20 protein-coding genes and 1 riboswitch are annotated in these 12,818 nt (G+C 63.4%); of the genes, 10 read left to right on the top strand and 10 right to left on the bottom strand.

The genetic code is table 11. The features are described 5' to 3' along the window. Position 1 precedes the first annotated feature (1 nt). Complete coding sequence (locus tag GV035_RS10440) at positions 2 to 421, bottom strand: organic hydroperoxide resistance protein (RefSeq protein WP_159834846.1); 420 nt, start codon at positions 419 to 421, stop codon at positions 2 to 4. Between the two features lie 260 nt (positions 422 to 681). Between GV035_RS10440 and GV035_RS10435 the strand changes: the two genes are divergently transcribed. Both GV035_RS10435 and GV035_RS10430 read left to right on the top strand, forming a co-directional pair. Further along, on the top strand, positions 682 to 1,389 hold the full coding sequence (locus GV035_RS10435; RefSeq protein WP_159834845.1) for an SDR family NAD(P)-dependent oxidoreductase: 708 nt from the start codon (positions 682 to 684) through the stop codon (positions 1,387 to 1,389). A gap of 25 nt (positions 1,390 to 1,414) precedes the next feature. Next, the gene (locus tag GV035_RS10430) at positions 1,415 to 1,654 is read left to right on the top strand and encodes a tautomerase family protein (protein ID WP_159834844.1); all 240 of its coding nucleotides are present in this window, start codon (positions 1,415 to 1,417) and stop codon (positions 1,652 to 1,654) included. A 4-nt stretch (positions 1,655 to 1,658) separates the two neighbouring features. Here the strand turns inward: GV035_RS10430 and GV035_RS10425 are convergent, their stop codons facing one another. Then, positions 1,659 to 2,591 carry a LysR family transcriptional regulator gene (locus GV035_RS10425; protein WP_159834843.1) on the bottom strand — a complete coding sequence of 311 codons (933 nt, stop codon included), beginning with the start codon at positions 2,589 to 2,591 and terminating at the stop codon, positions 1,659 to 1,661. 49 nt (positions 2,592 to 2,640) lie between these two features. Next, the gene (locus tag GV035_RS10420) at positions 2,641 to 3,099 is read right to left on the bottom strand and encodes a MarR family winged helix-turn-helix transcriptional regulator (protein WP_159834842.1); all 459 of its coding nucleotides are present in this window, start codon (positions 3,097 to 3,099) and stop codon (positions 2,641 to 2,643) included. A gap of 168 nt (positions 3,100 to 3,267) precedes the next feature. After that, positions 3,268 to 3,434, top strand: a riboswitch (FMN riboswitch). A 71-nt stretch (positions 3,435 to 3,505) separates the two neighbouring features. Here GV035_RS10420 and GV035_RS10415 point away from each other — a divergent pair. Then, entirely contained in the window at positions 3,506 to 4,006 is a 501-nt protein-coding gene (locus GV035_RS10415; RefSeq protein WP_159834841.1) for a 6,7-dimethyl-8-ribityllumazine synthase, read from the top strand. A gap of 171 nt (positions 4,007 to 4,177) precedes the next feature. Continuing rightward, positions 4,178 to 4,606: a diacylglycerol kinase gene (locus GV035_RS10410; protein ID WP_159834840.1), complete on the top strand. Its 429-nt coding sequence runs from the start codon at positions 4,178 to 4,180 to the stop codon at positions 4,604 to 4,606. A gap of 96 nt (positions 4,607 to 4,702) precedes the next feature. On the opposite strand, the gene GV035_RS29835 is transcribed toward GV035_RS10410, so the two are convergent. After that, complete coding sequence (locus tag GV035_RS29835; protein WP_159834839.1) at positions 4,703 to 5,119, bottom strand: rubredoxin; 417 nt, start codon at positions 5,117 to 5,119, stop codon at positions 4,703 to 4,705. Between the two features lie 161 nt (positions 5,120 to 5,280). Here GV035_RS29835 and GV035_RS10400 point away from each other — a divergent pair, with 161 nt between their 5' ends. Beyond that, positions 5,281 to 5,859, top strand: a complete 579-nt coding sequence (locus GV035_RS10400) for a TetR/AcrR family transcriptional regulator (protein WP_159834838.1) — start codon at positions 5,281 to 5,283, stop codon at positions 5,857 to 5,859. Positions 5,860 to 5,884: 25 nt separating this feature from the next. On the opposite strand, the gene GV035_RS10395 is transcribed toward GV035_RS10400, so the two are convergent. Continuing rightward, a complete protein-coding gene (locus GV035_RS10395) occupies positions 5,885 to 6,190 on the bottom strand; it encodes a hypothetical protein (RefSeq protein WP_159834837.1) in 306 nt (101 codons plus the stop codon). A 1-nt stretch (position 6,191) separates the two neighbouring features. Between GV035_RS10395 and GV035_RS10390 the strand changes: the two genes are divergently transcribed. The 4 genes from GV035_RS10390 to GV035_RS10375 all read left to right on the top strand — a co-directional run bounded on the left by GV035_RS10390 (position 6,192) and on the right by GV035_RS10375 (position 7,461). Further along, the gene (locus GV035_RS10390) at positions 6,192 to 6,350 is read left to right on the top strand and encodes a hypothetical protein (RefSeq protein WP_159834836.1); all 159 of its coding nucleotides are present in this window, start codon (positions 6,192 to 6,194) and stop codon (positions 6,348 to 6,350) included. 12 nt (positions 6,351 to 6,362) lie between these two features. Next, positions 6,363 to 6,584, top strand: a complete 222-nt coding sequence (locus GV035_RS10385; protein WP_159834835.1) for a hypothetical protein — start codon at positions 6,363 to 6,365, stop codon at positions 6,582 to 6,584. Positions 6,585 to 6,627: 43 nt separating this feature from the next. Then, positions 6,628 to 7,116, top strand: a complete 489-nt coding sequence (locus GV035_RS10380; protein WP_159834834.1) for a hypothetical protein — start codon at positions 6,628 to 6,630, stop codon at positions 7,114 to 7,116. A gap of 111 nt (positions 7,117 to 7,227) precedes the next feature. Next, positions 7,228 to 7,461 (top strand): DUF2934 domain-containing protein, encoded by a 234-nt coding sequence (locus GV035_RS10375; protein WP_236572519.1) that lies wholly within the window; start codon positions 7,228 to 7,230, stop codon positions 7,459 to 7,461. A gap of 36 nt (positions 7,462 to 7,497) precedes the next feature. Here the strand turns inward: GV035_RS10375 and GV035_RS10370 are convergent, their stop codons facing one another. Then, complete coding sequence (locus tag GV035_RS10370; RefSeq protein ID WP_159834833.1) at positions 7,498 to 7,725, bottom strand: hypothetical protein; 228 nt, start codon at positions 7,723 to 7,725, stop codon at positions 7,498 to 7,500. A gap of 196 nt (positions 7,726 to 7,921) precedes the next feature. On the opposite strand from GV035_RS10370, the gene GV035_RS10365 reads away from it, so the two are divergent. Then, the gene (locus GV035_RS10365; RefSeq protein WP_159834832.1) at positions 7,922 to 8,821 is read left to right on the top strand and encodes a LysR substrate-binding domain-containing protein; all 900 of its coding nucleotides are present in this window, start codon (positions 7,922 to 7,924) and stop codon (positions 8,819 to 8,821) included. A gap of 15 nt (positions 8,822 to 8,836) precedes the next feature. Here the strand turns inward: GV035_RS10365 and GV035_RS10360 are convergent, their stop codons facing one another. The 4 genes from GV035_RS10360 to GV035_RS10345 form a co-directional block, all read right to left on the bottom strand. Then, positions 8,837 to 10,948, bottom strand: coding sequence for a phosphocholine-specific phospholipase C (locus GV035_RS10360; protein WP_159834831.1), 2,112 nt, complete (start codon positions 10,946 to 10,948; stop codon positions 8,837 to 8,839). A 28-nt stretch (positions 10,949 to 10,976) separates the two neighbouring features. Further along, positions 10,977 to 11,264 (bottom strand): hypothetical protein, encoded by a 288-nt coding sequence (locus tag GV035_RS10355; RefSeq protein ID WP_159834830.1) that lies wholly within the window; start codon positions 11,262 to 11,264, stop codon positions 10,977 to 10,979. 114 nt (positions 11,265 to 11,378) lie between these two features. Further along, positions 11,379 to 12,107 carry a DUF421 domain-containing protein gene (locus GV035_RS10350; protein ID WP_159834829.1) on the bottom strand — a complete coding sequence of 243 codons (729 nt, stop codon included), beginning with the start codon at positions 12,105 to 12,107 and terminating at the stop codon, positions 11,379 to 11,381. Next, positions 12,107 to 12,814 carry a DUF421 domain-containing protein gene (locus GV035_RS10345; RefSeq protein ID WP_236572518.1) on the bottom strand — a complete coding sequence of 236 codons (708 nt, stop codon included), beginning with the start codon at positions 12,812 to 12,814 and terminating at the stop codon, positions 12,107 to 12,109. The genes GV035_RS10350 and GV035_RS10345 overlap by 1 nt, the downstream gene beginning before the upstream one ends. Between the last annotated feature and the right edge of the window lie 4 nt (positions 12,815 to 12,818).

Raw genomic sequence — 12,818 nt, 5'->3', positions numbered from 1 at the left:
GTTACACGAGGTTGATTGCCACTTCGATGTTGCCGCGCGTGGCCTTCGAGTACGGGCACGTCTCATGCGCGGCATCCACGAGCGCACGCGCGATCTCCTTCTCGATACCCGGCAGGCTCACATTAAGGCGCGCGCCGAGCAGATACGCGTCGCCGGTCATGCCGAGATCCACTTCCGCGTCTACCGACAAATCCGGCGGCAACGTCACCTTCATCTTGCGCGCCGCAAGCCCCATTGCGCCGATGAAACACGCCGACCAGCCCGCTGCGAACAGTTGCTCCGGATTGGTGCCCTTGCCTGCGCTGCCGGGCGACGACAGTTCGATATCGAGCCGCCCGTCGGAGCTGCGCGCGGTGCCGTCGCGGCCACCGGACGAGGTATGGGTCTTGGCGGTGTAGAGCACTTTGTCGATGTTGGACATGATGTTTGCCTCAGTGAATGAACGTTGCCGAATCAATCGGATGCGATCTAATCGGTTGCGCCATACTGCATGACCCGCTTTCGGGTGTCAATTGCTTTTGCTTAAGTCGGCCATAGCGTCGCTCTTGTTCCTGAAACGCAAGAGTGTTTGTCCGCGATGGGTGTTCGCGGCGAAACGGTACGCGCCTACAGTGTGCCTCCATCGAATCCATCGATTCGAACGGCTCGAGAAGCCGACACTCACACTGCATGAGGCTCATCATGAACGCATCGAAAGTGGTTATCGTCACCGGCGCATCGCAAGGCATCGGCGCTGAAACCGTCAAGGCTTTCCGTGAACGCGGGCATCGCGTCATTGCGACTTCGCGCTCCATCGGCGAATCGGCCGATAAGGACCTCATCACGATACCCGGCGACATCGCCGATGCCGGCACGGCCGAGCGCATCGTCGAGACCGCCATCGAACGATTCGGACGCATCGACACGCTCGTCAACAACGCGGGCATCTTCATCGCGAAGCCGTTCACGCAATACACGGCAGAGGACTATGCCGCGATTCAGCGCGTGAACGTGGACGGCTTCTTTCACATCACGCAGCGCGTGATCGCGCAGATGCAAAAAGCGGGCAGCGGGCATATCGTGACGGTCACGACCAGTCTCGTCGATCACGCGATCAGCGGCGTCCCTTCGGTGCTCGCTTCGCTGACGAAAGGCGGTCTGAACGCGGCGACGAAGTCGCTTGCCATCGAGTACGCGCGTTCAGGCGTGCGCGTGAACGCGGTATCGCCCGGCGTCATCAAGTCGCCGATGCATCCTGCCGAGACACACGCCGCGTTGTCGGCGCTGCATCCTGTGGGGCGCATGGGCGAGATGAGCGATATCGTCAACGCGATTCTGTATCTCGACAGCGCCCCGTTCGTCACCGGCGAAATCCTGCACGTGGATGGCGGCCAGAGCGCGGGGCATTGAGTAACGTTGCTAAAGGAGGTCTGACATGCCGATTGTCACGATACAGGTCACGCGCGAAGGCACGCGCCCCGGCGCGAATGCCATCACCGCCGACGAGAAAGCGCGGCTCATCGCGGGCGCGAGCCAGCTATTGCTCGACGTGTTGCACAAGCCGCTCGAAGCGACGTTCGTCGTGATCGAAGAAGTCGAGCTGGAAAACTGGGGCTGGGGCGGACTGCCGGTTCAGGATTACCGCAAGAAGCTCGCCGAAAAAGCAGCCGGTTGACGCTTCATTGCGGCTTTCGTCCGGCCTGTGCGCGCGACAAATGTTCAAAGAGAAAATCGACGAACACTCTGACGCGCGACGACAAGTGCCGCGCGTGCGGATAAAGCAGGATGAACGGACGCGTGCTGCGGTAGCCGGACAGCACTTCCACGAGGCGCCCTGCACGCAGGTCTTCTTCGACGATGAAGCGGTATGTCTGAAAGAGGCCCGCGCCCGCGCGCGCGAGCGTGACGCCCGCGAGCGCGTCGCCCGACGATCCGTATGCGCCTCGCGTGACGATATCCGTCTCGCCGGCGGCATCGCGAAACGTCCATGCGATGTTGCGTCCGCTGCTCGGCCGCTCGAACTGAATGCACTCGTGCGCCGCGAGGTCGTCGGGCGACTCGGGCACGCCCGCGTGCTCCAGATAGTCCGGCGTCGCGACGACGACCATCTGTGCGTCTTCGAGCTTGCGGGCGATAAGCGTGGAGTCGTCCGGCGCGCGGCCGCGTATCGCGAGATCGAAGCCGTCTTCCGCGAACTCGATGTTGCGGTTACTGAGATGCGTCTCGATGCTGACATCGGGATAACGCTCGCGAAACGCGGGCAGAAGCGGCAACACACGGTAATGCCCGTAAGGCGTCGGCATGCTGATGCGCAGCACGCCGGCGGGCGTGGTTTGCTGACCGGTGACTTCGCGCTCCGCATCGACGAGTTCGCCGAGTGCTTGCCGACAGCGTTCGTAATAGCGTCTGCCGGAATCCGTCAGGCGAATTTGCCGTGTCGTACGCACGAAAAGCCGCACGCCGAGGCGCTCTTCCAGCCGCGCGACGGAGCGGCTCACCGCCGCCGGATTGACGCTCGCGGCGTTCGCGGCGAGCGTGAAGCTTTCCAGTTCGGCAGCGAGGCAGAACAACTCGATACTGCCGAGCAGCAGGTCGTCGAACCTTCGTTGCATGCGTGCTCCGGATACGAGGCGGCGTTTCCAGCGTTGCGTTGGCCGCGTGTCACGCGGCTTCGTTGACCGAGCGAATGAGGTTCGCGCGCAGCGTGACGATGGCCTTTTGCACCTTCGCGAACTCGGCGGGCTTGAGGCCCGTGGCCGCGACGAGGTCTGTTTTGCAGCTTTTTTCGCGCAGGCGGCGCCCTTCCCGCGTCAGGCTCACGCGCACCTGGCGTTCGTCGGCGGGATCGCGCTGCCTTTGTACATAGCCCATTGCCTCGAGCTTCTTGAGGATGGGCGTCAGCGTATTCGATTCGAGAAAGAGCTTCTCGCCGAGCGAGCCGACGGTCTGATCGTCTTCCTCCGATAGCGCAATGAGCGTGATGAACTGTGTGTACGTCAGCCCCAGTTCTTCGAGAATGGGCTTGTATGCCTTGCCGAACGCAAGGTTCGCAGAATACACCGCAAAGCAGAGAAATTCCGACAGCAACGGTGCGGAAGATGACGGTTCCGTCGATTTCATGGTGCTCTCCAGCGCGAAGTTCGGTTCCGCGCATTATATATCGCGCACGATGTAATCGCTTCCGCTGAACCGACGGCTCACGGGGCATTACCCTCAAGAGAAACGGGGAAATCTGCTAAGGGGCGTTCTCTCGTGATACCGTAGCCGCGTTCTTCGACAAGACGAGGAACACGTTCTCGGGGCGGGGTGCGATTCCCCACCGGCGGTAATCGTCCCTAGCGGACGTAGCCCGCGAGCTGCTCGGCCGATGCCATCGCAAGAAGGCGCGCGGCGATGTCAGCAGACCCGGTTGGATTCCGGGGCCGACGGTATAGTCCGGATGAAAGAGAACAGGACGGTGCGTGCGCCTTTCGTGTGGAGGCGCGCGGCCGTCCTTCGCCCTGTTCACACAAACAGGCTGAAGTCCATGAACACATCCATTTTCAACGAATCACAGGCAGTCCACGCTGCGGGCTCTCGTCGTCCACGCATTGCGTTCATTCAGGCTTGCTGGCATCGCGATATCGTCGATCAGTGCAAGACATCCTTCGTGGAAGCGATCGAGAAACTCGGCTATGCGCGCGACGATATCGATCTTTTCGAAGTCGCCGGCGCGTTCGAGATTCCGCTGCACGCGAAGCGTCTCGCGCAGAGCGGGCGCTATGCGGGCATCGTCGCGGCAGGACTGGTCGTCGATGGCGGCATCTATCGGCATGAATTCGTCGCGCAGGCCGTCATCAACGGGTTGATGCAGGTGCAGCTCGAAACGGGCACGCCGGTCTTTTCGGCGGTGCTCACGCCGCATCACTTCCATCATGGCGAAGAGCACGTTAGCTTCTTCCGCAAACATTTCCTCGTGAAAGGCAGAGAAGCGGCGCATGCGTGCGCGGATACCATCGGCAAATTGAGCGCCCTGCCGGTGATGTAAGCGCGAGTGGGGGCGGTCACGGGCGCTTGCGCCGGTGGCCGCTTTAGCCTTTGATTCGGGCGCTTAGGTGGGAGACGGTTAGTTGCGAACGAGCGACGAGGCGCTCTTAATAAACCGGTATGCTTGTTAGTCCCGCGCATTTGCCATCTAACGCAGCCGCACTATCGCCTCATGGCCCGACGCAATTCATCCTCTACATGGACACCCCCTCCGCACGGCAAGCGCAGCGGCCTGCTGCGCGGCTTGTTCGCGTTGCGCCACTCATGGAAGGGTTTGGTCGTGACGTGGCGTGAAGAAAGCGCGTTTCGCCAGGAAGTGTGCGTCGCTGCGGTGCTGTTGCCGATCGCGTTCATCGTGCCGGTGAGCGCCGCCGAGCGTGTATTGCTGGCGGCATCGGTCCTGCTGGTATTGCTCGTCGAGTTGATCAATTCGAGCATCGAGGCGGCCATCGATCGCATCTCACTCGAACGTCACGAACTCTCAGGGCGCGCGAAGGACTGCGGCAGCGCGGCCGTCACCGTCTCGCTGATTATCTGCGTGCTGACGTGGGGCGTAATATGCGGACCGCTGGCATGGCACTGGGTGCGAACGCTGGCTTGAGTCGCGCCGCCCGTTCACATCGGCGAGCTGGTCAACGACGCCCGTCACGCCAACGCGCGATGAGGTCTTGAGCAGAGTTATTAGAAAACGAAAGGATCAGAATTCAATGAGCGCGAAGTCGTCCTTGCCGACATCGCACAACGGACAGCGCCAGTCGCCCGGCACGTCGCGCCAGCGCGTGCCCGCCGGAATGCCGTGTTCGGGATCGCCTGCGGCTTCGTCGTAGATCCATCCGCAGATCAGGCACACCCATTGACTAAAAGCGGACGCGACGGGTTCGGGCGCGACGGCGGTATCGCCAGATTTGTGCGTATCGTCATGCGCGCTTTCATCCAGTGACACGATGAGCGGACCCGCGTGCATATCGACGCCTTTCGCCAAGAAGGCGCTCAGTTCGGCGTGCAGCAGCGTGGCTTCCTGCACGCTCAAATCGATCCAGTACGGATTGCCCGCACCGTTGTTCAGCCGCGCCGATGAAAACTGCAATTCGAGCGCGGCGCCCTTCTTGTACATGCCTCGGCCTCTTGATGATTTTCGCGTTCGCGGCGGATTTAGAATACCGCATAGTATCCGGATACTATCACGAATTTAGAAAGCCCGATCGCAGTTTGCGGCATTCCGGATACTTGCTAGTAGCGGGACTGGGCAGTCTTCAACACCAACAGGATTCGAACATGGCAAGGCTTTCCCGCGAGCAGAATCAGGCGCTCACGCGGTCGCGGCTACTGACGGTCGCGAAACAGCAGTTCGCCCGCGATGGCTACGCCGCATCTTCGCTCGACCGCATCGCGGACGAAGCCGGCTTCAGCAAAGGCGCCGTCTATTCGAATTTCGCGGGCAAGGAGGAACTCTTTCTCGGCGTGCTGGAAGAGCACGGGCGCGTGAGTCTCGACGAGATTCTGGCCGAATTGCAAGGCGCGCGGGACATTGAAAAAGCCATCGACCGGATCGCGGCGTGGGCCACGCGCAGTTCGCGCCAAGGTAACTGGCCGATGCTGATTCTCGAATATTCGCGTGTGGCGCGACCCGCGGACACGTTTCGCAAGTCGCAGGAGAAAGTCTTGCGAGCGCAATGGAAGGCACTCGGCGAGGTGCTCCTTCAATTCGATCCGAAACTCGATGTTAAAGCCGAAGTGCTCGGCGCGCTCGTGTTCGAGTTGACTTACGCGCCGGCGATGAGCTTCGTCAGCAAGCCGACATCCGGTGATCTGTTGCGGACCGCGCTTCGAGGTCTGTTCGGCACGCTGCGCTGAATCGGGCGATCTACGAGCGTCGCCCTTACCAGCCTTGCGAGCCGCCGGCGTCGTGCTTGGTCACGGGCGACGGCTTGCCGCTCTGAGCGCCGGGCGCCATCGCGCCGCCCATATCGCGGCTCATGCCGCTGCCCTGCCCGCCTTTCGATACGGTGCCCGGCGAAACGTTGGACCGCCGCTGCGCGCCTGATGCATCCGCCGAGTGTCCCGCCGCACTTCCGCCGCCCGACGTGCTGCCGCCCTGTCCATTGTTGACGCAGCCGCCGCCGCCGCAGCCGAGTCCTCCGCCCGCTGCATGAACGTTGCCCGCTAGCGCGAGCATCGAGCTCAAGATGATCCTTCGTGTCATTGCATGCATCGCGCTTCCTTTCTTTATCGAGGTTGGCGAAAGCGGTGCAATCGGCGTGCCCCGCGACCAGGTTCCCGCAGCCGCCACGAACCGCCTCGCGGGACTGTGGATTGCTCCAACGCACGCCGACATCACCATCTGAAGGGGAGCCTGCATGCCCGACAAACCGTCCCGGAAGCAGTGGTTGCTCGTGCGTTCTGCGGGCGTTTGCGCAAAGTTGTCGATTGTTCCGGCCGCCTTCGCGACCGCCTTGCACGCGATCAACGGCTTCGCGCTCCTGGAACTCGGACGCCTGACCACGCAGCGCCGCCGCCTCGAATTCATCGCCGAATTTCAGCGCATCGCGCGCTGTGAAATGACCGCACTGGCCCACTAGTCACGAACACGCACTGGACTCATCGATCTTGCAGTCAAGCATCATGGACACCTCTCTCGTTCTGCTGAAAGCGACCGCGTCTCCCGGCAGGCCCGGGCGCGTGACGCTCGCCGTCGCGAACAAAAGCGACGCGCGCCTCGAAATCGTTAGAAGCCTCTTCGAGCTGAAAAGAACCTATAGCGACGCGCGGCATGCGCTGCCGAGAGCCGGCTGGGGCTACACGGTCACGTCCGTCATCACGAAGGGCACATTGCTCGATGCCAACGCCGAGTGGTGGGCCTGGTTTCATGGCGATACGCGGACGACCTTCGGCGGCGTCATCCCCGCGGACGCCCCCGCGCCCGGCGATCCGCAACTGTATCTGGCAGGGCGCATCTTATATCGACGCGTGAAAGGCGAACTGATGGAAACCGCTTTCTATCGAAGGCTCGACTATGCGGACATGTCGTTCAGCGCGATCGAACCGCTCGACCACGCGCTCAACTACGCCGGCAAGGTGTTGATACCCCGCGCGCTCGAAGCGCAGCACTAGAACGCCCGAACGCGGCCCGGCACGACGAATGCAGTGGACAACTTCCAAACGCGGCCGTCGCGGCCATAAAATCGAACTGCGCACGTCGCGCCCAATTCACAGGACGAGAGAATGTCGAGCAGACCGGACCACGAGGACGACGATGCACGCGACGCGATGGCGCGCGAAGCCCTCGAACAGCGCATTCGCACGCTTGCTTATTACATGTGGGAGGCAGAAGGCCGGCAGGCCGGCCGGGCCGACGAGTACTATCACCGCGCGCGCGAGCAGTTGAACGCCGATAACCCTGACGCAGTTCGCGAACGTTCGGTCAATTCGAAGAACAAGAACAAGCCGCCGTCGTGAGCCCGACGGCGGGCATCGCGGGCTGCGCGCCTTCGTTCAGAGTGCGAGCGCCTCGTGTTCGTCCACCCAGGCCATCGCGCGTTCGCGTGCGAAGGCAATCGCCTCGTTTTCATCGACGAAGGCCAGATGAAAGTCCATGTCGTGCGAGTCGATTTCGTCGCCTTCGTTCGCGGGCGGCAGATAGATGCGCGCATTGCCGACGATGCTTCCGTCCTCGACGCTCGCCGACGTGTGGATCGTGCATGAGCGGTATTGGAATTCCATGATGCGCCTCCGCGTATGAGTGCGATGTTTGACGAAGGGTTGGAGCATGGATCGTGCCGCGCGGCGCACAGGGATATAACAAACGGTTATAGGGCTCGCGCCAATCGCGCATCTGGAACGAAAAACGGATAATGCCGGACCGGGCGCACGCCGCAACGGAGCGCGCCACATTCAACCGCAATCAGACACAGCACCTATGCGTATTCCGCCGCTCAAGGCCATCGTCGCGTTCGAAAGCGTCGCACGGACGAAAAGCGTGAATCGCGCGGCAGAGGAAATGGGCTTGTCGGCGTCGGCGGTCAGTCACCAGATCGCGAATCTGGAAGCCATCATCGGGCAGCCGCTTTTTCAGCGGTCGGGACGCGGCCTCGTGCTGACGCCAGCCGGCGAACGCTATCTGTCCGATGTCACCGGCCTGCTCGCGGACCTGAGCCGCGCCACCGAGCGCGCGTCGAGCCAGAAAGAAGTGGACATTCTGCGCGTGCATTCGAGTCCGAGCTTCGGACTCATGTGGCTCTTGCCGCGCCTGTCGTCGTTTCAGGAGGACAACGGCGATATCCAGCTCAATCTCGCGTGTTCGTACGAGAACGTGTCGTTTTCGAACGGCTATTACGACATCGACATTCGCCACGGCTACGGCAACTGGACCAATCTCGACGTGCGAACCTTGCGCGGCGAATTCATCGCGCCGCTCGCCTCGCCCAAGTATCTCGAACGCCATCCCGTGAAGACGCCGGAAGACCTGCTCTCGCATCGTCTGATCTATTCGGAGACGCCGCTCGTGCAGTGGAAGCAGTGGTTCGGCCGAACGGGCGTGTCCGCGCCGCAAAAGACCTTCGACTTCTCGTTCGACCGCTCTTATATGTCGATCGAAACGGCGGCGCTCGGGCTCGGCATCGCGCTCGAAAGCCTGATGCTCGCCTCGGTCAAGATCAACGAGGGCGTGCTCGTGCCCGTGTTCGACGACAGTTTCGCGGTCGAAGTCGGCGCGCATCATCTCGTCTATCCGAGCCAGAACGCCGACCTGCCGCGCGTCGAGCGGTTTCTTGCATGGATCGAGCGCGAGGCCGCGCGCGACGTTCAACCCGCGCGCTAGCCTCGCCCGTGCCGCTTAAGCCGACAGCGCCGGATCGCTCATGCTGTCGCAACCCGTCTCCACGTGCCCGGCGAACCGACGCTCGAACGTGCTGTCCGTGTCCACTGTCACGCGCACGTCGTACCAGCCGTGCGACGCGCGCAGATCGAGATATAGCTGCGCGGTCTCGCCGCCCGCCACGCGCCGCGTCACGGTGTTCGACGGCGCGTAGTCGTTCGTCACGCTGAACGTGCACGGCCCGCTTCCGTTGTTCTTCAGGCGCAGTTGCAGGTTGCCGTTGGCGACGTCGTAACCTTCGGCGACTTCGGGCAGCGCCTGTTCGCGCGACCACCAGCCATGCGATGCCGTCGCCTTGCCCGCGACGCGGCGCAGGAACCCGTTTGGGCCATGCACGACGAAGTCGTAGCTGCCGTCGGCGTTCGTCGCGACGTGATCCGCGAGACGCTTGTTCGCCTCCACCGTGTAGGTGCGCGGCGCATTCGTGCTGCCCCGGCGATACAGCAGGAACACCGCGCCCGCCGCGCCCGTGTTCACGAAGTCGAACGCCACCGTGCGCTGACTCGCATTCGCGTGCGTGCGCACGAAGAGCTCGTACGGCAGCGCGCGTGCGGGACGAACGCCCGGCTCCTGCTTCGGCATCGCGCCGACGACAGGCGGCACCGGCACGTAATCGGGATGGCGCGCCTTGTCGGGCGGCGCGTACGACGACGTGCCCGGCAGCGTCGGCACGCCGCGATTCGGATTGCGGAAATCGAACGCGGAGGTCAGATCGCCGCAGATCGCGCGGCGCCACGGCGTGATGTTCGGTTCGGCAAGTCCGTGCGAGGCGCCGAAACGCTTCTGAATGAAGCGGATCACCGACGTGTGATCGAACGTCTCCGAGCAGACCCAGCCGCCGCGCGACCACGGCGACACCACGATCATCGGCACGCGCGCGCCGAGGCCGTAGGGACCCGCCGCATACTTCTGGCTGCCGGGGAAAATTTCGAGGGTGGTATCGACGGTCGAAAGGCCGTTCGCGCTGGATGTCGGCGGAAACGGCGGCACGATATGATCGAAGAAGCCGTCGTTCTCGTCGTAGTTGATGAGAAGCGCCGTCTTGCTCCACATATCCGGATTGGAGGTGAGCACCTGGAGCACCTGATCCACGTACCACGCGCCGTAATTCGCCGGCCAGTTCGGATGCTCGGAATACGCTTCCGGCGCGACGATCCACGAGACCTGCGGCAGCGTGCCCGCCTGCACGTCCCGCTTGAGCATCGTGAAGTAGTCGTCGCCCGCCGCCGCGTTGGTGCCGCGACGCGCTTTCTCGTAGAGCGGGCTGCCCGGCTGCGCGTTCTGATACTGCGTGAAGTACAAGAGCGAGTTGTCGCCGTAATTGCCGATGTACGGGTCCTGCGTCCAGCCCCACGAGCCCTTTGCGTCGAGCCCGGTGCCGACGTCCTGATAGATCTTCCACGAGATGCCCGCGCGCTCCAGCACTTCGGGGAAGGTGGACCAGCCGTAGCCCGCTTCCGCGTTGTCGACCACGGGACCGCCGCCCGTGCCGTCGTTGCCTACGTAGCCGGTCCACATGTAGTAGCGGTTCGGATCGGTCGACGTATTGGTCGAGCAGTGGTACGCGTCGCAGATCGTGAAGGCGTCCGCCAGCTGATAGTGGAACGGAATGTCGTCGCGCTTCAGATACGCCATCGTCGTTGTGCCCTTGAACGGCACCCATTGATCGTAGCGGCCCGCGTTGAATGCGCCGTGGCTGCTCGTCCAGTCGTGCGGCAGGTCTTGCAGGAACTGCATCCCGAGGTTGGATGCGCCTGGATGAAACGGCAGCACGTCGCCCGCGCCGGCGGCGATCGGCTGGTGATACACGGTGTTGCCGTTGGCGAGCCGCACGGCGCGCGTATCGCCGAAACCGCGCACGCCGCGCAGCGTGCCGAAGTAGTGATCGAAGGAGCGGTTTTCCTGCATCAGCACGACGATGTGCTCGATATCCTCGATCGAACCGTGACGGTTGTTCGCGGGAATCGCGAGCGCCTGGCGAATGCCGAGCGGAACGAGGTTGAGTGCGGTGGCCGCGCCGGCGGTCTGCATGGCCGCGCGCAGGAATTCACGTCTGTTCTGGGTTGTCATCCGTGTACCTGGGGAGAAAGGGAAGGTCTCAGTCGACTGTGTGAATGACCGGCAAGGCGAGCGCATCGGAGGTGGCCTGCGCGGAAGCCGCCGGCGGCGGGCGCGGTGCATCGGTGGACGTCGCCGATATCGCCCAGTTCTCCAGTTCGCTCGTTCCCGCTGCGGCGGGCCGGGGATCTTGCGTGCTCGCGCGGGCAGAGGCTGCCGCAGTGCGATCGACTGCCGTGTCGTCTTTGCTGTTGCAGCCGCCAACGGTTGCGCACGCGACTACGACGATGCCCGCCGCTACGTGGCGGCGTCTTTCGGCTCTCTTCATGCGTCCTCTCTCGCAAGCGTGGGCAGTTGCACTCAGCGCACGGAAGCGTAGCGAGGGGATGTGTAAGCAATATGACCGGCGCGCGACGGGCCGGCGCATGCCGTCTGCAAGGCGCTAGGACGCCGCGGTCTGCTCATCGGCGTGGGTCGTGTCGGTGGCGGTCGACCGCTCCACTGGCACGCGCACGGCGGACTCCCACCGCTCGTAGCCGCACGCTTCGCACGGACGCCCCGGACGCTCTTGCGACTGCACCGTGACGCCGCAGCTCCAGCAGGAAAAGTAGCCCTTCGCGCCGATCGCGTCGAGCAGCGACCGCTCCATGTCGGGCCGCACCGTAAGCCCCGGCAAAGGCTCCTTTCTCCACACGATGCTGATGGAGCCGGACGCCTCCATGTACACGCGGCGCAGTTGCCCGAGATGCGCGACGTTTGCCGCCCGTAACTCGGATGCAAGCATCTCGCGCGAGATCTGGCTCGCTTTCAGTTGATCCAGCAGCATGCGGCCGTCTTTCACGAGGATGGTCACGTCGCCCTGCTCCAGCACTTCGAATCTGCGCCAGCGGCGGCCCGCCCGCGCGCTCAGGCGTTGCAGCGCGACGACCGCCAGCAGCACGACAGCGGCCGGCAGCACGCCTTGCGACGACACCTGAATCGGCACGCCGATGGCCGCGCCGAGCATCAGGATCACGGCGAGTTCGGTGATGCTCAACTGCGCCGCGACGCGCTTGCCCATCATCCGCATGGCGACGAGCAGCATCAGATACATGATGACCGCTCGCGGAATGACCTCGATGAGAAAAGCCCACGGTCCGTCGCCGATCAGCAGTCGCTCGATGAAAGGCATCAACGCTCCACTTCCGTCACGGCGTAGGTCCATTCGCGCGATCCGCAGTTGTCGCAGCTCAGGTCAACGGATCGGCCGCCGTGCTCCGTTTCGACGGTATTGCCGCAATGCAGGCACGCGGCGCAGCCCGGCACGCGCGCTTCATCGCGCAATTCCTCGTCGATGGCGGGCAGCACCGACAAGCCCGGCCTCGCGGGCCGCGCCGGGATGAACGAGAACGCGCCCGACGGCTCCATGTAGAGGCGGCTGATCTGGCCGAGATGCTGCCAGCCGGCGAGCCGCATCGCTTCGTAGACCTTCTCGCGCGGCATCGCGGCGCGCGCAAGTTCCGCATGTTCGAGCCGCCCTTCCCGCGCGAGCAGCGTGACATCGGTCGATATCATCGTCTCCACGCGCCGATGCAAGATGCCCGCCGACGCGATGATCCGCTGAAGCGCGACCGCGACCAGCGCGATGAGAAACGGCGGCAGCATGCCGCGATTGGCCGCCTGCAACGGCACGCCAATGGCCGCGGCCAGCGTCACGACGATGGAGATTTCGAACAGCGTGAATTGCGCAGCCACGCGCCGGCCCAGCAAGCGCATGGCGATGACGAGAAGCACGTAGGTCGCGCAGGTTCTAAGCAGCACTTCGAGCAGGAAGGGCCATGACGCATTGCCGAACAGGAAGCGATGCCAGTCGGTCAGTCTGAACGGAGGGGATTGCACAGCG

Origin of the sequence: Burkholderia sp. 8Y (assembly GCF_902506145.1) — a bacterium.
Lineage (GTDB): Bacteria > Pseudomonadota > Gammaproteobacteria > Burkholderiales > Burkholderiaceae > Caballeronia.
This window is presented reverse-complemented; position numbering and strand designations above follow the sequence as displayed.

Bases quoted from the DNA above. Each gene is read 5' to 3' on its own strand.
- GV035_RS10440 (WP_159834846.1), bottom strand. From the start codon at position 421: ATGTCCAACATCGACAAAGTGCTCTACACCGCCAAGACCCATACCTCG.
- GV035_RS10400 (WP_159834838.1), top strand. From the start codon at position 5,281: ATGGCAAGGCTTTCCCGCGAGCAGAATCAGGCGCTCACGCGGTCGCGG.
- GV035_RS10365 (WP_159834832.1), top strand. From the start codon at position 7,922: ATGCGTATTCCGCCGCTCAAGGCCATCGTCGCGTTCGAAAGCGTCGCA.
- GV035_RS10410 (WP_159834840.1), top strand. From the start codon at position 4,178: ATGGCCCGACGCAATTCATCCTCTACATGGACACCCCCTCCGCACGGC.
- GV035_RS10360 (WP_159834831.1), bottom strand. From the start codon at position 10,948: ATGACAACCCAGAACAGACGTGAATTCCTGCGCGCGGCCATGCAGACC.
- GV035_RS10390 (WP_159834836.1), top strand. From the start codon at position 6,192: ATGATCCTTCGTGTCATTGCATGCATCGCGCTTCCTTTCTTTATCGAG.
- GV035_RS10415 (WP_159834841.1), top strand. From the start codon at position 3,506: ATGAACACATCCATTTTCAACGAATCACAGGCAGTCCACGCTGCGGGC.
- GV035_RS10425 (WP_159834843.1), bottom strand. From the start codon at position 2,591: ATGCAACGAAGGTTCGACGACCTGCTGCTCGGCAGTATCGAGTTGTTC.
- GV035_RS10435 (WP_159834845.1), top strand. From the start codon at position 682: ATGAACGCATCGAAAGTGGTTATCGTCACCGGCGCATCGCAAGGCATC.
- GV035_RS10375 (WP_236572519.1), top strand. From the start codon at position 7,228: ATGTCGAGCAGACCGGACCACGAGGACGACGATGCACGCGACGCGATG.
- GV035_RS10370 (WP_159834833.1), bottom strand. From the start codon at position 7,725: ATGGAATTCCAATACCGCTCATGCACGATCCACACGTCGGCGAGCGTC.
- GV035_RS10420 (WP_159834842.1), bottom strand. From the start codon at position 3,099: ATGAAATCGACGGAACCGTCATCTTCCGCACCGTTGCTGTCGGAATTT.
- GV035_RS29835 (WP_159834839.1), bottom strand. From the start codon at position 5,119: ATGTACAAGAAGGGCGCCGCGCTCGAATTGCAGTTTTCATCGGCGCGG.
- GV035_RS10380 (WP_159834834.1), top strand. From the start codon at position 6,628: ATGGACACCTCTCTCGTTCTGCTGAAAGCGACCGCGTCTCCCGGCAGG.
- GV035_RS10430 (WP_159834844.1), top strand. From the start codon at position 1,415: ATGCCGATTGTCACGATACAGGTCACGCGCGAAGGCACGCGCCCCGGC.
- GV035_RS10385 (WP_159834835.1), top strand. From the start codon at position 6,363: ATGCCCGACAAACCGTCCCGGAAGCAGTGGTTGCTCGTGCGTTCTGCG.
- GV035_RS10350 (WP_159834829.1), bottom strand. From the start codon at position 12,107: ATGCCTTTCATCGAGCGACTGCTGATCGGCGACGGACCGTGGGCTTTT.
- GV035_RS10355 (WP_159834830.1), bottom strand. From the start codon at position 11,264: ATGAAGAGAGCCGAAAGACGCCGCCACGTAGCGGCGGGCATCGTCGTA.